Raw genomic sequence first — 18,391 nt, forward strand, 5'->3', positions numbered from 1 at the left:
TGAACTGCCCGTACACCGATCAAGGGCGAGGACATGAGAATCCCCACAGACAGTCCCCACCGCTTCGTCTCCGCACCGCTCGCCGAGGACGCCCATGGAGAGGCCATGCCACCGCGGTTCGCCTACGCGCTCGTGGCGGCGGTCACCGTCGGGCTCACCGTCATCGGAGGCGTCAACCTCGCGAAGCGCACCCACGACCGGGCGGGGCTGATCACCGCCCTGCTGATCGTGCTCTGCTGCTTCGCCATCCAGCTGTACAACTGCCACCCCAGAGCACTGCGCGCGCCGCGCCGGAACACCGCCTGGCTGCTCGGCGTCCAGACCGTGCTGACCTTCCTGACCCTGCCCCTCACCGGGGTCCTGTCCGGCAACCTGAGCGGCTTCCTCGGTGGCGCGATCCTCATCGCGCTGCGCGGCGCACCGCTCGCCTGGGCGCTGTACGCGCTCGTGAACGTGACGGTGCTGGCGCTCTCCCCGCACCAGCACCAGGGTCTCGCACCGCTGTACCTGGAGCTCTCCTCGCTGGCCGTCGGCGTGCTCACCTACGGCCTGAGCGCCCTGTGCGACCTGGTGCACCGCCAGCACGAGGCCCGCCGGCGGGCGACCCGGATCGCCGTCTCCAGCGAACGGCTCCGGTTCTCCCGGGACCTGCACGACCTGCTGGGCTACAGCCTCTCGGCCATCACGCTGAAGATCGAGGTGATCCAGCGTCTGGTCGGCACCGACGACGGCCGGGCCCACGCCGAACTGCGGGACACCCTCGCGCTCGCCCGCCAGGCGCTGGCCGACGTACGGGCGGTGGCCACCGGACCGCAGGCGATGTCGCTGGAACGCGAACTCCAGGTGGTGCGCGGGACGCTGGAGACCGCCGGGCTCCAGGTCGAGATCGACGGCCACCCGCCGCAGAAGCTCGACGAACAGGTGGGCACCAGCCTGTCCATCGTGCTGCGCGAGGCGGTCACCAACCTGCTGCGCCACAGCAGCGCCACCCGGTGCACCGTCATCTTCAGCGAGCGGGCCGGCCGGGTCCACCTGTGGGTGGGCAACAACGGCGCCCGGACACCGCCCCCGGGCGCCCCGGCGCGGCGCGGCATCGGGCTGCGCAACCTCTCCGCACGGCTCGCGCTGAGCGGCGGCACCGTCACCTCCACGGTCCGCGGCGAGTGGTACTGGCTGCACGTCGAGTGCCCGATGCGCCCCGGCTCGGGCCAGGGGCCGCGCAGTTCCGCCGAGGACCCCTGCGGGGCGGCCGCCTGAGCCGGGCCCGGGCGGCTCCCCCGCCCGGGCCCGGACCGCGCGACGCCCGCCGGCCCGCTCCGACACGGTTCGAGCCGCAATCTAGGCACACCTCGAAGACTCGGTGGTCGAAGAGACCCACCGGGGACATCGGAGGCGCCGCAGTGGAAGCGCAGCACCGGCTGACGCCGCAGATCAAGCAGTACGAGGAGTTCGCGACCGGCGAGGTGCGCTGGCTGCCGTACGTGATGTTCTTCAACCGGCCCGGCTACCGCTCCCCGGTGGTGAACACCGACGCCGGAGGGTTCCGGGTCTCGCACGGGACCGCCGGACCGGTCTCGCTGCTCGGGACGGTGCCCGAGGAGCCAGTGGGGGTCGTGCTGGGCGCCTCCCCCGCGTTCGGCTTCGGGGCGAGCGGGGACGCCTGGACGATCCCCTCGCTGCTCGCCCGCGGCCCGCAGGCCCGGCCCTGGCTCAACCTGGCGGCGCCGGCCTTCAACTCCACCCAGGAGGCCGCGCTCTTCCAGCTGCACCGGCACCGGCTGCCGGCGGTGCGCGACGTGGTGGTCTTCTCGGGGCTCAACAACCTCGTGGTGGCCGGGCTGCCGCAGGCCGACGGCGACTACCCGCAGTTCTTCTTCTCCGGCGAGTTCTTCGGCCAGCTCGGCGCGCCCGACCTCGGGCAGCGGATGGGCCAGCCGGGCTGGGCCCGGGGCCGGCTCGGCCGGGTCGCCAAGCGGCTGGGCCGACCGGAGGAGGGCGCGGACACCGCGGGCGGCGCCGTTCCCGACCCCGCCGCGCGCGTCGAGACCGCCGTCCGGCACGCCGCCCGCGACCTGCGCACGCTCGCCGACCTGGTGACCCCGCTCGGGGCGCGGCTGCACTACGTGCTGCAGCCCACCGCCACCTGGACCCGCAAGCCCTTCACCGCCGAGGAGCGCGTCCTCATCGAGGAGGCCGGTGCCGAGCGCGCGGGCATGTGGAACCTCTTCGCCCCCGTCCTCGACCCGGCCGTGCACGACGGGTACGCCGAGCGGCTGGAGGCCGTCTGCAAGGAGCTGGGCGTCTCGTTCCTGGACGCCAACGCGGCCGTCGCGGCCTCGCCCGCCGCCGAGGAGTGGCTCTTCGTCGACCAGGTCCACCTCACCGACCGCGGCCACCAGGTGACCGCGGAGCTGCTGCGCGCCGCGTTCGACCTCTGAACCCGGCCCGGCCCCGCACCACCGCCCGACCACCGTCCCGTCCCGTCCACCGACACCGCATCAGCAGGGAGCCGAACCGTGTTCCGCAAGATCGTCGCGCTGTTCCGCCGGCGCCGCCGCAAGCGCCGCAACGACAACTCCATCTACCCGATGTTCTGACCCGACCGACGCCGAGAACGGAGGGGCGCGGTACGCCATGACCAACGCAGCCGCCCAGCCCGAGCCCGACCACCGCATCCTGTACCTGCGCGCGCTCGACCCCGAGGGGGACCTGCCGCTGCGGCCCGCGGACCTGGAACCGGTCCGGGCGGCGCTCGCCGCCGCCGGCCGCACCGGGGACAGCGCCCCCGGCCGGGCGGCGGACCCAAAGGAGCTGACCGCGGCCGCCCGCGCCTGGGCGGCCGCGGCGGCCGAGCCGTTCGCCCGGGCCCTGGCCGGGCCCGACAACGGCCCGGCCGTCCGGTGCGTGCTGCTGAACTGCGCGCCGCTGGCCCTGTCCGCCGGCGCGTGGTTGCAGTGGCTCTCCAGCTCCGGCAACGCCGAGACCCCGCTCGCCCTGCGGGTGCTCACCCTGTACGCCGCCGACGTCGGCGTCGGCTACGCCGAGGCGGACCGCGGCTCCGACTACAGCCGCCTGCTGCACCGCCACCGCGTCGAGGAACCGCTCGCCCGGATCCGGCTGGCCGCCAACGAGCGGGTCGAGAGCTTTAGTTTCCGGCTGCCCGCGATGCTGCTCGCGCTCAGCCGGCTGCCCGGCGCGTTCCTGCCCGAACTGCTGGGCGCCGACCTCTGCCTGCGCTCGGTCGGCCTGCTGCCCCCGCTGGCCGCCCTCGGGCCGGAGGTACTGGACCGGGACGAGGCCCTGGCCCTGGACCTCGGCGCCGCGCGCGGCGAGCCCGCGGCCACCGCGCTGGAGCTGTCCACCGCCGCCGCCCGCCAGTACCTGGCGGAGAACGGCCCGGCCGGTGCGGAACGGCTGCGCCGCGGTTTCCACTGGGCGCTCGGCGAACTGCGCCGCTGGTGCGAGACGCTGGCCGAGGAGACCCGGCTCTCCCGGCACCCCGACTACGAGGTGTGGCGGCTGATCTGCACCCGGGCCCGCCAGGCCGCCGTCTACCACGCCCGGTACAAGCTGGCGGGCCGCCCGCTCGGCGCCTGGTTCGCCGACCCCGGCGCCGGCCCCGGCCCGTTCCTCGACGCCCTGGCGGCCAGCCCGCTGATCCGCCCGGGCCGGCCCGACGCCAGCCCGCTGCTGCGCGGCCTGATCGGCCCCAAGGGCCCGATGTTCCGGATCTTCACCCCGGCCGAGATCGCCGTGCTGCGCCGCTGGATCGCCGCCCTGCCCACCGACGGCTCCCCCGTGGCCGACGGCGGAACGCCGGCGCCGGAGGACCGGCGGGCACTGCACCGGGCGCAGGGCTCCTGGTACCTGCACCGGGAGCGCCCGGTCCCGGTCCCCGCCGCGCCCGACGCGGCCCCGCTCCCGAGGATCGGCGTCCGGGCCGCCTACCGCGCGCTGCTCTCCCGCACCGACACCCCGGGGCTGCGCCGGTACGCGTACGACTACGCCCGGCGCTGGCTGGCCCGTTCGCGCTACGGCCTGGACCGCGCCCCGCAGCAGCTGCCCGCCCTCTGGCAGGGCGCCAACGGCCTGCGGGAGTGGCTGGACCAGGCGCACGACCGGCACGGCAGCGAGTTCGCCGAGCGGAGCGTGCCGCTGCCCGACCGGGCCGACCTCGTCGACTCCACGGTGCAGCTGGCCCCGCTGATCATGATCGACGGCGGCTGGCTGCAGGGGTTCACCGACTACCGGCTGGCCTCGTCCCGCTGCGGCCAGCTCCTCTTCCGCACCTACTGGGACGAACTCGGCAACGGCGAGTGGGAGTTGAACCACCCGAAGATCTACCGGGACCTGATCGCCACGATGGGCGTCGAACTGCCGCCCACCGGGTCGGCCGCGTTCGCCGAGTGGCCCGGCTTCCGGGAGGAGTCCTTCGCGCTCCCGGTCTACTGGCTGAGCATCTCCCGGTTCCCGCAGCGCTTCCAGCCCGAGATCCTCGGCCTCAACCTCGCCATGGAGCTCTCCGGGGTGGGCGGCAGCTACCGCAGCGCCCGGGCGGGCCTGAAGCACCACGGCTTCAGCACCCAGTTCGTCGACCTGCACAACACCATCGACAACGTCGCCACCGGCCATTCCGCCTGGGCGGCGGACGCGATCGACAGCTACCTCGCCGACCTGCCCGGGGTGGTCGGCCCCCAGCAGGAGGCCGCCGTCTGGGAACGCGTCCGGGCCGGCTACCGGTCCCTGAACCCGCCCGAGGGCACCGTGCCCGACCTGTACGCCGCACTGAACGTCACGTTGAAGAACCCGAATTGAGGAGCTGACCGGTGGCCACCACAGTGCTTGGCATCTCGGCCTACTACCACGACAGCGCCGCCGCGCTGGTCGGCGCGGACGGCATCGCGGCGGCCGCCCAGGAGGAGCGGTTCAGCCGCCGGCGCCACGACTCCGCCTTCCCCGCGCAGGCCGTGCGGTACTGCCTCGACGAGGCCGGGCTGACGCTGGGCGACGTCGACGCGATCGCCTACTACGAGGACCCGGCGCGCAAGTTCCGCCGGGTGCTCGCCACCTACGCGGCCACCGCGCCGCACACCTGGAGCTCCTTCCGGGAGGTCATGCCCGCCTGGCTCGGCTGGAAGGCACGCACCCTGGACACCGTGCGCGAGGAGCTGCGCGGGCTGGGTCTCGGCGCCGTGCCGCCGGTGCAGCGCTTCGGCCACCACCAGTCGCACGCCGCCTCGGCCTTCCTGCCGAGCCCGTACGAGTCCGCCGCGGTGCTCTGCGTCGACGGCGTCGGCGAGTGGACCACCACCTCGCTGTGGCACGGCGCCGGACAGCGCGTCGAGCCGGTCGCCGAGCTGCGCTTCCCGCACTCGCTCGGCCTGCTGTACTCGGCCTTCACCTACTTCTGCGGCTTCAAGGTGGACTCCGGCGAGTACAAGCTGATGGGCCTCGCCCCGTACGGGAAGCCGGTGTACGCCCGGCTGATCCGGGAGAAGCTGATCGACCTGAAGCCGGACGGCTCGTTCCACCTCGACACCGATCGGTTCGAGTACCTGCACGGCCACGTGATGACCGGCCGGCGGTTCGAGGAGCTGTTCGGCGGGCCCCGCCGGCAGCCCGAAGCCCCGCTCACCGAGCGGGAGTTCGACCTGGCCGCGTCCGTCCAGGAGGTCACCGAGGAGGTGATGCTCAGGCTGGCCCGCACCGCCCGCGAGCGGACCGGCGAGCGCCGGCTCTGCCTGGCCGGCGGGGTGGCGCTCAACTGCGTGGCGAACGGCCGGATCGTCGAGGAGGGGATCTTCGACGAGGTGTGGATCCAGCCCGCCGCCGGGGACGCCGGCGGTGCCCTCGGGGCCGCCCTGCTGGCCCAGCGCGCCGCCCGCCCGCACACCCGCACCGGCCGCGACGCGATGCGCGCCTCCCGGCTCGGCCCCGGCTACGACAACGACCGGATCGCGGCCTACTTCGACGCGAACGCCGTCCCGTACACCCGGCTGTCTCCGGAGGAGCTGTCCGGGCAGGTCGCCGAACAGCTCGCCGAGGGCAAGGTGGTGGGCTGGTTCCAGGGCCGGATGGAGTTCGGCCCGCGCGCGCTCGGCGGGCGCTCGATCCTCGGCGACCCGCGCAATCCGGCGATGCAGTCGGTGATGAACCAGAAGATCAAGTTCCGGGAGTCCTTCCGGCCCTTCGCGCCGATCGTGCTGGCCGAGGACGCCAAGGAGTACTTCAAGCTCTCCCAGCCCAGCCCCTACATGCTCATCGTGGCCCAGGTGGCCGAGCAGCAGCGGCTGGAGTCGGACGGCGCCGCGCGGGGCCTGGAGCGGCTCAGGACCGCCCGCTCCACGATCCCCGCGGTGACCCACGTCGACCACTCCGCGCGGATCCAGACCGTCACCGCGGAGGCCGACCCCCGGCTGCACCGGCTGCTCGGCGACTTCAAGGAGCGGACCGGCTGCTCCGTGCTGGTCAACACCTCCTTCAACGTGCGCGGCGAGCCGATCGTGACCAGCCCCGAGGACGCCTACCGCTGCTTCATGCGCACCGACATCGACACCCTCGCCATCGGCGACCTCCTGCTCACCAAGGCCGACCAGCCGGCCTGGACCGAGGACGGCGACTGGCGCGACGAGATCCCGCTCGACTGACCACCCGGCACCCCACCCGCCCCCTCGGGCCCCTCCCGGAAGGACGACCCCGATGAGCACCACCCCGATGAGCACCACCCCGATGAGCACCACCCCGATGAGCGCCACCCGCCGCACCGGCCTGCAACTCCTGCTCCTGCTCGCCTACCTGCTGGTCCTCACTCCCGTCGGGTTCGTCGCCCGGCGCGTGCGCGACCCGCTCGACCGTGCGGTCGACCGCACGGCCACCAGCTACTGGATCACATCCTGACGGAGGGCCGGCGTGCCTAAGCGCACTGACATCAAGTCCGTTCTGGTGATCGGTTCCGGTCCGATCGTGATCGGTCAGGCTGCCGAGTTCGACTATTCGGGCACGCAGGCGTGTCGGGTTCTGAAGGCCGAGGGCCTGCGGGTCGTGCTGGTGAACTCGAACCCGGCGACGATCATGACGGACCCGGAGATCGCGGACGCGACCTATGTGGAGCCGATCACCCCGGAGTTCGTCGAGAAGATCATCGCGAAGGAGCGGCCGGACGCGCTGCTGCCGACGCTGGGCGGGCAGACCGCGCTGAACACCGCGATCTCGCTGCACGGGGCCGGGACGCTGGAGAAGTACGGCGTCGAGCTGATCGGCGCGGACGTCGAGGCGATCAACAAGGGCGAGGACCGCGAGCTGTTCAAGGGCGTGGTCGAGGCCGTCAACGCGAAGATCGGCCACGGCGAGTCCGCGCGTTCGGTGATCTGCCACACCATGGACGAGGTGCTGGCCGGGGTGGACACCCTGGGCGGCTACCCGGTGGTGGTGCGCCCGTCGTTCACGATGGGCGGCGCCGGCTCGGGGTTCGCGCACGACGAGGAGGACCTGCGCCGCATCGCGGGCCAGGGCCTGACGCTGTCGCCGACCACCGAGGTGCTCCTGGAGGAGTCGATCCTCGGCTGGAAGGAGTACGAGCTGGAGCTGATGCGCGACCGCAACGACAACGTCGTGGTCGTCTGCTCGATCGAGAACTTCGACCCGATGGGCGTGCACACCGGTGACTCGATCACCGTCGCCCCGGCGATGACGCTCACCGACCGCGAGTACCAGATCCTGCGCGACATCGGCATCGCCGTGATCCGCGAGGTCGGCGTCGACACCGGCGGCTGCAACATCCAGTTCGCGGTCAACCCCGACGACGGCCGGGTCATCGTCATCGAGATGAACCCGCGGGTGTCCCGCTCCTCGGCGCTGGCGTCGAAGGCCACCGGCTTCCCGATCGCGAAGATCGCCGCGAAGCTCGCCGTCGGCTACACCCTCGACGAGATCCCCAACGACATCACCGAGCAGACCCCGGCGTCCTTCGAGCCGACCCTGGACTACGTGGTCGTCAAGGTCCCGCGGTTCGCGTTCGAGAAGTTCCCCTCCGCGGACGCCACGCTGACGACCACCATGAAGTCGGTCGGCGAGGCGATGGCCCTGGGCCGCAACTTCCCCGAGGCGCTGCAGAAGGCGCTGCGCTCGCTGGAGAAGAAGGGCTCCCAGTTCACCTGGGCCGGCACGGTCGGCGACAAGGCGGAGCTGCTGGCCCGCGCGGTGGTGCCCACGGACGGGCGGATCAACACCGTCATGGAGGCGATCCGCGCCGGCGCCACCCCCGAGGAGGTGTTCGAGGCCACCAGGATCGACCCGTGGTTCGTCGACCAGCTGTTCCTCCTCGACGAGATCGCAGGCGAGCTGGCACGGTCGGAGAAGCTGACGCCGCAGCTGCTGCGGCACGCCAAGCGCCACGGCTTCTCCGACCAGCAGGTCGGGGAGATCCGCGGGCTGAAGGCGGACGTGGTGCGCGAGGTGCGGCACGCGCTCGGCATCCGCCCGGTCTTCAAGACCGTCGACACCTGCGCGGCCGAGTTCGCCGCGCACACCCCGTACTTCTACTCCTCCTACGACGAGGAGAACGAGGTCGCCCCGCGCACCAGGCCCGCGGTGATCATCCTCGGCTCCGGCCCCAACCGCATCGGCCAGGGCATCGAGTTCGACTACTCCTGCGTGCACGCCTCCTTCGCGCTCGCCGACGCCGGCTACGAGACCGTGATGGTCAACTGCAACCCGGAGACCGTCTCCACCGACTACGACACCTCCGACCGGCTCTACTTCGAGCCGCTCACCCTGGAGGACGTCCTGGAGATCGTCCACGCCGAGCGGCAGGCCGGCCCGCTGGCCGGCGTGATCGTCCAGCTCGGCGGCCAGACCCCGCTCGGCCTGGCCCAGGCCCTCAAGGACAACGGCGTGCCGATCGTCGGCACCCAGCCCGAGGCCATCGACCTCGCCGAGGAACGCGGCGCCTTCGGCCGCGTCCTGCGCGACGCCGGCCTGCCCGCCCCCAAGCACGGCACCGCGTTCTCCTTCACCGACGCCAAGGCCATCGCCGACGAGATCGGCTACCCCGTCCTCGCCCGCCCCTCCTACGTCCTGGGCGGACGCGGCATGGAGATCGTCTACGACGAGGCCTCCCTCGCCTCCTACCTCGAACGCCACGCCGGCCTGATCTCCGAACACCCCGTCCTCATCGACCGCTTCCTCGACGACGCCGTCGAGATCGACGTCGACGCCCTCTACGACGGCACCGAGCTCTACCTCGGCGGCGTCATGGAACACATCGAGGAAGCCGGCATCCACTCCGGCGACTCCGCCTGCGCCCTGCCCCCCATCACCCTCGGCGGCCACGACATCAAGCGGCTGCGCACCTCCACCGAGGCCATCGCCCGCGGCGTCGGCGTGCGCGGTCTGATCAACATCCAGTTCGCCCTGTCCGGTGACATCCTGTACGTCCTGGAGGCGAACCCGCGGGCCTCACGGACCGTGCCGTTCACCTCCAAGGCGACCGCGGTACCGCTCGCGAAGGCCGCCGCCCGGATCTCGCTGGGCGCCACCATCGCCGAACTGCGCGCCGAGGGCCTGCTCCCGGCCGACGGCGACGGCGGCACCCTGCCCGCCGACGCCCCGATCGCGGTCAAGGAGGCCGTGATGCCCTGGAGCCGCTTCCGCGACGTCCACGGCCGCGGCGTCGACACCGTCCTCGGCCCCGAAATGCGCTCCACCGGCGAAGTCATGGGCCTCGACCGCGTCTTCGGCACCGCCTACGCCAAATCCCAGACCGCGGCCCAGCTGCCGCTGCCCGCCAAGGGCCGGGCCGTGCTGTCCGTGGCCGACCGCGACAAGCGGGACGCCGTCCTGCCGGCGCTCGCCCTCGCCGGACTCGGCTTCGAACTGCTGGCCACCGCCGGCACCGCCGAGATGCTGCGGCGGGCCGGCGCGCCGGTCACCGTGGTGCGCCGGCCCGGCGAGGGCGAGGGCCCGAACGGCGAGCGGACCGTCGACCGGCTGATCCACGACGGTGAGGTCGACCTGGTCGTCGTCACCGGCCGGAGTGCGGCCGGTCCGGCGGGGCGGAGCGGGGACGGCTACCTGATCCGCACCGCCGCCGTCGCCCGCGCCGTGCCCTGCCTGACCACCGTTCAGGCCATGGGCGCCGCCGTCCAGGGCATCGACGCCCTCCAGTCGGCCACCGCCACGACGGTGACACCGCTTCAGGAGCTGAGGGTCCGGTACGACCGGCCGGCGTAGACCAGCGGGTCACCGCCGTCCGCGAGCCGGACGGCGGTGACCTCGCCGACCAGGATCAGATGGTCGCCCGCCGGGTGCCGGGCGTGGACCACGCAGTCGAGCTGGCAGAGGGCGCCCGCCACGGCGGGCAGGTCCCGGGGCGTCAGCTCGGTGTCCGCCGGGTGGAACTTCTCGGCCCCGCCGGTGGCGAACCGGGTGGCCACGGCGGACTGCTCGCGGCGCAGCACGCTCACCGCGAACTCCTCGCAGCCGGCGAGCGCCTTGTGGGCCCCGGCCGTCTCGGCCACGCAGACCAGCACCAGGGCCGGCTCCAGGGAGACCGAGCAGAACGAGGTCGCGGTGAGCCCCTGCGGGGTGCCGTCGCTCCCCCGGGCGGTGACCACCACCACGCCCGCGGCGGTGCGGGCCATCGCCGAGCGCAGGTCGTCGCGGGTCACCGTACGGCCGTTCACGGCAGCACCACCGTCTGGGCCGCGTAGTTGAGGCCGGCGCCGAAGCCGACCAGCAACGCGGTGTCCCCGCTCGCCGCCGCGCCCTCGGTGAGCAGGGTCTCCAGGGCGAGCGGGATCGACGCGGCGGAGGTGTTGCCGGTCTCGACGACGTCGCGGGCGACGGCGGTGGCGGGCGTCAGGCCGAGGCGTTCGACCATCAGTTCGGTCATCCGGAGGTTGGCCTGGTGCGGAACGAAGGCGCCGAGGTCCGCCACAACCTGGCCGGCGGCGTCCAGGGCCGCCAGCGCGGCGGGAGCGACCTCCTCCATCGCCCAGCGGAACACCCGGCGGCCGTCCATCCGCATCCAGGGCCGCTCCTCGCCGGCCCACGGCGCGGTCATCCGCAGGGCCTCGGCGTAGGCGCCGTCGGAGCGGCGCACCACCGGGCCGATCCCGGGCCGGTCGGCGGGGCCGACCAGCACGGCGCCGGCGCCGTCGGCGAAGAGCAGGGCGCTGGTGCGGTCGGTCGGCTCGACGATGTCGGTCATCCGCTCGGCCCCGATCACCAGCACCCGGCGGGCTCCCCCGGTCCGGACCGTGTCGGAGGCGACCGCGAGGGCGTGGCAGAAGCCCGCGCAGGCGGCCGAGAGGTCGAAGGCGGCGGCGCGGTCGGCGCCCAGCCGGTGCGCCACCACGGCGGCCAGCGCGGGGGTCTGGACCAGGTGGGACATGCTGGCCACCAGCACCAGGTCGACGTCCGCGGCGCGTGCCCCGGCCCGTTCCAGGGCCCGTGCGGCGGCCTCGGCGGCCATCATCGGCAGGGTCTCGTCCGGTCCCGCGAAGCCGCGCCGGCGGATGCCGCTGCGGGTCTCGATCCACTCCGGGGTGGAGTCGATGCTCCGGCACAGCTCGGCATTGTCGACGCGTCGGCGGGGCCGGTAACCGCCGACTCCCAGTATTTCGCTGTGTCCGGTGCCGGCGACGCGTATTGGCCGTTTCCGCGCGTACACCACTTCGGTTCTCCATTTCGCCGTCCACTACCGGGCGAGGCGATCCTCACAATCCGCCCTGGAAAAGCCCTTGAGCCTCGCTGGGCAGCCGTACAATTCGACGGACGCGGGGTCCGGCGGACGGGCGGACGCGAACGGGGAAGGGGGACTCGGTGATACGACTGCTCATCGCCGAAGACGTAAGGATGGTACGCGGTGCACTGGTGGCGCTGCTCGAACTGGAGCCGGACGTCACGGTGGTCGCGGAGGTGGGCAGCGGCGACGAAGTGGTGCCGGCCGCGCTGGAGTCCCGACCCGACCTGGCGGTCCTGGACATCAACCTGCCGGGCCTGGACGGCCTGGACGCCGCCGAGCGGCTCTGGGCCCGGGTGCCCGGCTGCCGGGTCCTGCTGCTCACCAGCCTGAGCCATCCCACCGTGCTGCGGCGGGCGCTGTCGCTGCCGATCGCCGGGGTGCTGCTGAAGGACGCGCCGCCGAGCGAACTGGTCTCCGCGGTGCGCCGGGTGATGGCCGGTGAGCGGGTGGTCGACCCGCAGCTCGCGCTGAGCTTCTCGCTGCCGACGGACGGCCTGCTCACCCCGCGCGAGGTCGAGGTGCTGCGGCTGGCCGCCGAGGGCGACGACGTGCGCCAGATCGCCCAGCAGCTGCACCTGTCGGCGGGGACGGTGCGCAACTACCTGACGGCGATCGTCCAGAAGCTCGACGCCCGCAACCGGATCGACGCCGTCCGTATCGCCCGGGAGGCAGGCATGATCTGACGGCCGCGGACGGCCCGGGCATGAGAAATTCACGGTCCGCGCGTGAGATCATCACTAGGCCCTCCGGAACTCCTCATGCAATACTCCAGGAAACAGACATTTCCATGGAGGCACACGTATGGACATCAGTGTTCTGGGGCCGCTGGAAATACGAATCGACGGAAACTTCATCGTTCCGAGTGCCGGAAAACCACGACAATTACTCGCGCTGCTCGCGCTGCGGGCGGGCCGAATAGTCCAGGTTCCCACGCTGATGGAGGAGGCGTGGGGGGCGCGGATACCGCGCAGCGCCCAGACGACGCTGCAGACCTACGTCCTGCAACTGCGCCGCCGGATCGCGGCCGCGCTGCCGGCCGGCGCCCCTCAGACGGCCAAGGAGGTACTGGCCACCCGGCTCGGCGGCTACCAGCTGACCGGCGCGGTGCACGACTCCGACCTGCGGACCTTCCAGCGGCTGACCGCCGAGGGCAGCGCGGCGCTGGACGCCGGGGACGCCCGCCGGGCCTCCGACGCCCTCGGCCGCGCGCTGCGGCTGTGGCGCGGCCCGGCGCTGGCCGACGTCCCGGTGGGGCCGGTCCTGGAGACCGAGGTCCTGGGCATGGACGAGGCCCGCACCCGGACCGTCGAGCTGCGGGTGGAGGCGGACCTGCAACTCGGCCGGCACGCCGAAATCCTCGGCGAACTGCGGATGCTGACGGCCCGGCATCCTCTGCACGAGAACTTCTCGGCCCAGCTGATGATCGCCTACTACCGCTCCGGCCACACCTGGCGCGCCCTGGAGACGTACCAGCGGCTGCGCGGCGCGCTGGTCGGCGAGCTGGGGGTGGAGCCCTCCCGCCGGGTGCAGCGGCTGCACCAGCTGGTCCTCGGCGGCTCCCCCGGCCCACTCCGGGCCGACCTTCCCGAACTGCCCGAATTCGCCCTGGAGGTGTCGCGGTGACCACCCGTCCGAGGACCTACCGCAGCGCGGCCGTGATCGGCACCGGCACGATCGCACTCGGCTGGATCGCCCTGTTCGCCGCCCGCGGGCTGGAGGTGCGGATCAGCAGCACCCGCGCCGACGCCCGGGAGCACGTGACGGCGGCGCTGCCGCTCTACGCGGCCTCGCTGCCCGAAGGGCCCGCCGATCCGGCCGAGCTGGCGTCCCGGCTGGTGTTCGCCCCCGACCTGGCGAGCGCGGTGGCGGGCGTCGACGTGGTGCAGGAGAACGCTCCGGAGGACCTGCCGCTCAAGCAGCGGCTGTTCGCCGAGGCGGCCGCGGCCGCGCCGGACGCCCTGCTGCTCTCCTCGACCTCGACCCTGCTGCCGGACGACCTGGGGGCCGGGCTCGACACCCCCGGCCGGGTGGTGGTCGGCCATCCGTTCAACCCGCCGCACATCGTGCCGCTGGTCGAGGTGGTGGCCGGCCGGGACGCCGCGCCGGAAACCGTGGAGGCGGCGGTGGAGTTCTACCGCCGGCTGGGCAAGACGCCGGTCGTGCTGCGCCGCGCGGTGCCCGGCTTCGTGGCGAACCGGCTGCAGTCGGCGCTGCTGCGGGAGAGCATCCACCTGGTGCGCGAGGGCGTGGTCACGGTGGACGAGCTGGACGAGGTGGTGACCGCCTCGATCGGGTCCCGGTGGGCGGTGGTGGGACCCTTCCACGCCTTCCACCTCGGCGGCGGTCCGGGCGGGCTGCGGCACTGGCTGGAGCACCTGGGCAGCGGTCTCGAACGCAGCTGGGAGCTGCTCGGCTCGCCGCCGGTGGACCGGGAGACGATCGACACCCTGTTGGCCCAGGCCGACGCGTCGTTCGGGGCGGTGCCGTACCAGGAGCTGGCCGCCCGGCGCGACCGGGGGCAGAACGCGGTGATCGCGGCGGCGGCGCGGGCCCGGACGCCGTGACGCCGACCGGCGTCCCGGAACGGGGAGGGGTCCCGGCCGCGGTGGCCGGGACCCCTCCCCGTCGTGGGGCGCCGGCCCGCTCAGAAGGACGCGTGGTCCTGGGTCACCCGGCGCTCCAGGGTGCGCAGTTCGCCGTCCTCGCGGACCAGGACGTCCCGCACGACGCAGGCGGGTGCGACGACCGGCTGGAACTGCCCGGGCCGGGTGGTCAGCACCAGGGCGTAGAACTCGGTGTGCACGCTGCCGTCGGGCTGCTCGCGCACGTCGAGCATGTTGAACCAGTGCCGGCGCTGCACCGGGTCCTGGGCGAACCGCCGCTCGTTGTAGGAGCGGACCTCGGCGGCGATCGCCTCCCGGCCGCGGACGGCGGGCGCGTCCGGCGAGTGGTCGAAGACGCCGTCGGCCGCGAAGGTCGCGGCGAACGGCTCGGCGCGCACGGCGTCCAGGTGCTGCATCTGGCGGGCGTAGAACAACTGCACCTCGGCGTAGAGCCCGGTCAGGGCCGGGTTGGCCACGGGGGTGGCGGGAGTGGTGGTCGTGGTGCTCGGCACCGGCTTCCTCCTCGGTCGGAACGGCCTCGCGGACGGTCCCGGCCACCCTCGCCGGGGCGGCTCAACCCGCCCTGGAGCCGGTCTGGAGGAACTCCGCCGCGTGGTCCTCGACCCAGCCGCGGAACGTCCGGGCCGGCCGGCCGGTGATCTCCTCGACGGTGGCGACCAGCGGCGGCGGCACCCGGCGCAGGTACTCCTCGACGCCGAGCAGCGCCCGGGCGTAGGCCTCCGGCAGCCGCGCGCCGACCAGCCGCACCCAGGCCTCGGCGCTCAGCCGGCGGACGGTCAGCGGACGGCCGGTCACCTCGGCGAGGATCCGCACCCGTTCCGGGGTGTCCAGCGCCTGCGGCCCGGAGAGCACCAGCGGCCCCGGTCCGGCGTCGGCCCCGAGCAGGACGGCGGCGGCCACGTCGGCGATGTCCCGGGGGTCGATCACCGGCAGGGCGAGGTCCGGGTGCACGGCGCCGATCACGCCCGCCCCGCGCACGGCGGGGATCCACTGCCGGGCGAGCGAGGCGAACGGTCCCGGCCGCAGCACCGTGACCGGCCGGCCGGTGGCCGCGAGGACGGCCTCGCCCTGCCGGTGCTTGCGGAACAGCGGGTTGTCCGCGGCCGGGTCGGCGGGCGCGGGGGGCGCGGCGGCGGAGAGCAGCACCAGGCGCTGCGGGCCGCGGCCGGCCGCGTCGTGCAGCGCCTCGGCGACGGCGGCACCGGCGTCCTCGGCCAGCAGCACGAAGGCCTGCTCGACGCCGTCGAGCGCGGCGCGCACGGCCGTCGGGTCGGTCAGGTCGCCCTGGGCGAGGTGGATCCCGGCGGGCAGCAGGGCGGCGGCCCGGGCCGGGTCGCGGACCAGGGCGCGCACCTGCGCGCCGTCCTTGAGCAGTCGGCGGGCCAGGTGGCTCCCGACCGCTCCGGTGGCTCCGGTCACCAGCACTTTCGTCGGCATGCCGCCTCCCGCGGGTCCGTGCGGGCGGCGCGGTGCCGCCCGTGGACCAGCGAAGCGCGGGCGGCTCGAAGAACGCTCCAGCGGGGCTCGGCCGGGACACGGGCGCCGGGTCGGTCGCACAGTCCGGTCGGGCCGCGGGAGCGGGTCAGTCGCCGGGCGGGTCAGTCGCCGGGCGGGTCAGTCGCGGGGACGGGAGGCGCCGTTCTCGTAGGCCTCGATGGTGCGGACGAACAGGGTGCGCTCCTCCGGCGCGAGCGGCTCGAAGGCACGGCGCCAGGCGGCCGCGCCGTTGGCCAGCCAGCCCTCGATCGCCGCCCTGGTCTCCGGCTCCTCCGTGATGGTGACGATGGTGCGCCGGCGGTCGCCCGGGTCCTCCTTGCGCTCCACCACCCCCTGCCGGCTGAGATCGCTGACCATCAGGCTCACCGTCGTCGGAGCCACCTCCAGCCGCGCCGCCAGCTGGTTCACCGGCATCGGCCCGTCGAACACCAGATAGGACAGCATCGACAGGTGACGGGGCGCCAGGTTCGCCGAGCGCAGCCGCTCGGGCACCGGCGTGCGCTTCAGCCGCGCCGCCACCCTCGGCATGAGGAGCAGCATCGCGCGGATCGCCTCGTCCGTGCTCAGGCCGTGCCCGGGCCCGGCCTCGGACGCGTGTTCCGTTGACATCCCTCCACCCCTCCTCATAACTTTGCTTTCAAAGCAAAGTCTCTGTCCGCTCCCTCAGAGTACCGGAAGGGGCGTCCCATGCCCGTGCCCCGGCCCGCATCCGAGCAGTACAACCCCCGCCGCTGGGCCGCCCTGGTGGTCACCATGGCGGCCACCGTGATGGATCTGATCGACGGAACGGTCCTCCAGGTCGCCTTACCCACGCTCCGCCGCGAGTTGCACGCCTCCTCGACCCAGCTCGAATGGGCCATGGCCGGCTACACCCTCGCCTTCGCCTCCGGCATGATCACCGCCTCCCGCCTCGGCGACCGCTACGGCCGGCTGAAGGTCTTCCAGGCCGGGCTGATCGCCTTCACCCTGACCTCGCTGGTCACCGGGCTCTCCGTCAACCCGGAGATGCTGGTCGCCGTCCGGATCCTCCAGGGCGCCTGCGCCGCCCTGATGGTGCCGCAGGTGCTCGCCATGCTCCGGGTCGAGTTCCCGCCCGTCGAGCAGCAGCGCGCCGCCACCGTCTACGGCCTGACCTTCTCGATCGGCGGCGTCGGCGCCCCGCTGCTCGGCGGCCTGCTGCTCGACGCCGACCTGTTCGGCCTCAGCTGGCGGCCGATCTTCTTCGTCAACGTGCCGGTCGGCATCGCCGCGCTGATCGGCACCGTGCTGCTCTGCCGCGACTCCCGCTCCGAGCACGCCTCCACCACCGACGTGCGCGGCCTGGTCCTCGCCACCGCCGCCGTGCTCGCCCTGCTCTACCCGCTGGTCGAGGGCCGCACCCTGGACTGGCCGTGGTGGACCTTCGTCGTCATGGCCGGCTGCCCGGTCCTGCTCTGGTTCTTCGGCCGCTACGAGCGCGCGGTCGTCGCCCGCGGCCACACCGCGCTGATCGACCCGGCGCTGCTGCGCCAGCGGGCCGCCCTCGGCGGGCTCTCGGTCGCCGTGCTGTTCTTCGCCGGAGCCGCGTACCCGGTGATCCTGACCGTCCACCTGCAGAGCACCGTCGGCTTCTCCCCGCTGCACACCGCGCTCACCATGGTGCCGGCCGCCGTCGGCGTCGGCCTCTTCTCGCCCTTCGCCACCAAGCTGCGCCAGCTCGGCCGGCCGCTCGCGGTGGTCGGCTGCCTGGTGCTCGCCCTCGGCATGGGCCTCACCACGCTCGCGGTGGTCCGCTACGGCACCGGGCTGCACTCCTGGCAGCTGATCCCGGGTCTGCTGGTCGGCGGCGTCGGCATGTCGATGGCCTCGGGCGTGCTGATCGCCACCGTCCTGGCGAAGACTCCGGGCCACCACGTCGGCGCCGCCGCCGGGCTGGTCAACACGGCCATCCAGATCGGCACCGCCTCCGGCGTGGCGCTGCTCGGCACGGTCTACTTCGGCCTGCTGGACGGCGGGCACCCGCCGATCCGCTCCGCCGCGACCGGCCTGCTGGTCGTCGTCGGCCTCTACCTGCTGGCCGCCCCGGCCGCGATGATCCTCCCCGGAGGCCGGCTGGTGTTCATGGCCGCCCGCCCCCCGCAGCAGCAGACCCCCCAGGAGCCGGCCGACGCCGGCGCCGCCCAGGCCTGACGGCGGCCCACGGCCGACCGGACCACCCGCGGGCCGCACCGCACGGGTGGCGGTGGAGGGGCCGACCGTCCCGGCCCCTCCACCGGCGCCCGGTGCGGCCGGCCGGGACCCGCGCCCTCGCCGCACCGGAGCCTGCGAGCGGCCGTCCGCAGGCTCCCCGGCGACCACACCCGAGGCCGCTCCGGCGCCCCGGGCCTGCCCCCGGCCGCACCGGGCGCCGGAGACCGGCCCACCGGCCGGGCGGCCGAGGGCGGCCCACACCCGGCACCGGCGGGTCACCGCACCACCCGGCCACCGCTCCGCCGCGTCGACGTGTCGGGCAGCGGTCGGCGGGCCCCTCCCGTGGTCGCCGGGG

15 protein-coding genes are annotated in these 18,391 nt (G+C 73.9%); 10 read left to right on the plus strand and 5 right to left on the minus strand.

Features of this window, described 5'->3' with window-relative positions; translation table 11 throughout:
• Nucleotides 1–33: 33 nt before the first annotated feature.
• From ACFCLZ_RS05650 to carB, 6 genes are all read left to right on the plus strand, one after another.
• Complete coding sequence (locus tag ACFCLZ_RS05650; protein ID WP_380283583.1) at nt 34–1,257, plus strand: sensor histidine kinase; 1,224 nt, start codon at nt 34–36, stop codon at nt 1,255–1,257.
• 143 nt (nt 1,258–1,400) lie between these two features.
• A complete protein-coding gene (locus ACFCLZ_RS05655; RefSeq protein WP_380283584.1) occupies nt 1,401–2,438 on the plus strand; it encodes an IopA in 1,038 nt (345 codons plus the stop codon).
• A gap of 196 nt (nt 2,439–2,634) precedes the next feature.
• Complete coding sequence (locus tag ACFCLZ_RS05660) at nt 2,635–4,815, plus strand: iron-containing redox enzyme family protein (RefSeq protein WP_380283585.1); 2,181 nt, start codon at nt 2,635–2,637, stop codon at nt 4,813–4,815.
• Nucleotides 4,816–4,826: 11 nt separating this feature from the next.
• Nucleotides 4,827–6,647 carry a carbamoyltransferase gene (locus tag ACFCLZ_RS05665; RefSeq protein WP_380283586.1) on the plus strand — a complete coding sequence of 607 codons (1,821 nt, stop codon included), beginning with the start codon at nt 4,827–4,829 and terminating at the stop codon, nt 6,645–6,647.
• Nucleotides 6,648–6,699: 52 nt separating this feature from the next.
• A complete protein-coding gene (locus ACFCLZ_RS05670) occupies nt 6,700–6,897 on the plus strand; it encodes a hypothetical protein (RefSeq protein WP_380283587.1) in 198 nt (65 codons plus the stop codon).
• A 12-nt stretch (nt 6,898–6,909) separates the two neighbouring features.
• On the plus strand, nt 6,910–10,230 hold the full coding sequence (gene carB, locus ACFCLZ_RS05675; protein ID WP_380283588.1) for a carbamoyl-phosphate synthase large subunit: 3,321 nt from the start codon (nt 6,910–6,912) through the stop codon (nt 10,228–10,230).
• Here the strand turns inward: carB and ACFCLZ_RS05680 are convergent.
• Both ACFCLZ_RS05680 and ACFCLZ_RS05685 read right to left on the minus strand, forming a co-directional pair.
• Entirely contained in the window at nt 10,194–10,682 is a 489-nt protein-coding gene (locus ACFCLZ_RS05680; RefSeq protein ID WP_380283589.1) for a flavin reductase family protein, read from the minus strand. The two genes, carB and ACFCLZ_RS05680, sit on opposite strands and share 37 nt — an antisense overlap.
• Complete coding sequence (locus tag ACFCLZ_RS05685) at nt 10,679–11,671, minus strand: beta-ketoacyl-ACP synthase 3 (RefSeq protein ID WP_380286088.1); 993 nt, start codon at nt 11,669–11,671, stop codon at nt 10,679–10,681. Before ACFCLZ_RS05685 ends, ACFCLZ_RS05680 begins: the two co-directional genes overlap by 4 nt.
• A 152-nt stretch (nt 11,672–11,823) precedes the next feature.
• Here ACFCLZ_RS05685 and ACFCLZ_RS05690 point away from each other — a divergent pair, with 152 nt between their 5' ends.
• From ACFCLZ_RS05690 to ACFCLZ_RS05700, 3 genes are all read left to right on the plus strand, one after another.
• Nucleotides 11,824–12,429 carry a DNA-binding response regulator gene (locus tag ACFCLZ_RS05690; protein WP_380283590.1) on the plus strand — a complete coding sequence of 202 codons (606 nt, stop codon included), beginning with the start codon at nt 11,824–11,826 and terminating at the stop codon, nt 12,427–12,429.
• Between the two features lie 118 nt (nt 12,430–12,547).
• Nucleotides 12,548–13,369 (plus strand): BTAD domain-containing putative transcriptional regulator, encoded by an 822-nt coding sequence (locus tag ACFCLZ_RS05695; RefSeq protein ID WP_376079910.1) that lies wholly within the window; start codon nt 12,548–12,550, stop codon nt 13,367–13,369.
• The gene (locus tag ACFCLZ_RS05700; RefSeq protein WP_380283592.1) at nt 13,366–14,310 is read left to right on the plus strand and encodes a 3-hydroxyacyl-CoA dehydrogenase NAD-binding domain-containing protein; all 945 of its coding nucleotides are present in this window, start codon (nt 13,366–13,368) and stop codon (nt 14,308–14,310) included. Before ACFCLZ_RS05695 ends, ACFCLZ_RS05700 begins: the two co-directional genes overlap by 4 nt.
• Before the next feature lie 80 nt (nt 14,311–14,390).
• Here ACFCLZ_RS05700 and ACFCLZ_RS05705 read toward each other — a convergent pair whose 3' ends face one another.
• From ACFCLZ_RS05705 to ACFCLZ_RS05715, 3 genes are all read right to left on the minus strand, one after another.
• Nucleotides 14,391–14,861 carry a nuclear transport factor 2 family protein gene (locus ACFCLZ_RS05705; protein WP_380283593.1) on the minus strand — a complete coding sequence of 157 codons (471 nt, stop codon included), beginning with the start codon at nt 14,859–14,861 and terminating at the stop codon, nt 14,391–14,393.
• A gap of 61 nt (nt 14,862–14,922) precedes the next feature.
• The gene (locus ACFCLZ_RS05710) at nt 14,923–15,807 is read right to left on the minus strand and encodes an SDR family NAD(P)-dependent oxidoreductase (protein WP_380283594.1); all 885 of its coding nucleotides are present in this window, start codon (nt 15,805–15,807) and stop codon (nt 14,923–14,925) included.
• Between the two features lie 177 nt (nt 15,808–15,984).
• Nucleotides 15,985–16,476: a MarR family winged helix-turn-helix transcriptional regulator gene (locus ACFCLZ_RS05715; protein WP_380283595.1), complete on the minus strand. Its 492-nt coding sequence runs from the start codon at nt 16,474–16,476 to the stop codon at nt 15,985–15,987.
• 78 nt (nt 16,477–16,554) lie between these two features.
• On the opposite strand from ACFCLZ_RS05715, the gene ACFCLZ_RS05720 reads away from it, so the two are divergent.
• Nucleotides 16,555–18,036, plus strand: coding sequence for an MFS transporter (locus ACFCLZ_RS05720; RefSeq protein WP_380283596.1), 1,482 nt, complete (start codon nt 16,555–16,557; stop codon nt 18,034–18,036).
• Nucleotides 18,037–18,391: the final 355 nt, after the last annotated feature.

It is taken from the genome of Kitasatospora purpeofusca (assembly GCF_042691725.1).
GTDB classification, from domain to species: Bacteria; Actinomycetota; Actinomycetes; order Streptomycetales; family Streptomycetaceae; genus Kitasatospora; species Kitasatospora purpeofusca_B.

Excerpts from the sequence above, each read along its gene's own strand:
- ACFCLZ_RS05650 (WP_380283583.1), top strand. The coding sequence starts at position 34 with ATGAGAATCCCCACAGACAGTCCCCACCGCTTCGTCTCCGCACCGCTC.
- ACFCLZ_RS05660 (WP_380283585.1), top strand. The coding sequence starts at position 2,635 with ATGACCAACGCAGCCGCCCAGCCCGAGCCCGACCACCGCATCCTGTAC.
- ACFCLZ_RS05670 (WP_380283587.1), top strand. The coding sequence starts at position 6,700 with ATGAGCACCACCCCGATGAGCACCACCCCGATGAGCACCACCCCGATG.
- ACFCLZ_RS05695 (WP_376079910.1), top strand. The coding sequence starts at position 12,548 with ATGGACATCAGTGTTCTGGGGCCGCTGGAAATACGAATCGACGGAAAC.
- ACFCLZ_RS05710 (WP_380283594.1), bottom strand. The coding sequence starts at position 15,807 with ATGCCGACGAAAGTGCTGGTGACCGGAGCCACCGGAGCGGTCGGGAGC.
- ACFCLZ_RS05715 (WP_380283595.1), bottom strand. The coding sequence starts at position 16,476 with ATGTCAACGGAACACGCGTCCGAGGCCGGGCCCGGGCACGGCCTGAGC.
- ACFCLZ_RS05720 (WP_380283596.1), top strand. The coding sequence starts at position 16,555 with ATGCCCGTGCCCCGGCCCGCATCCGAGCAGTACAACCCCCGCCGCTGG.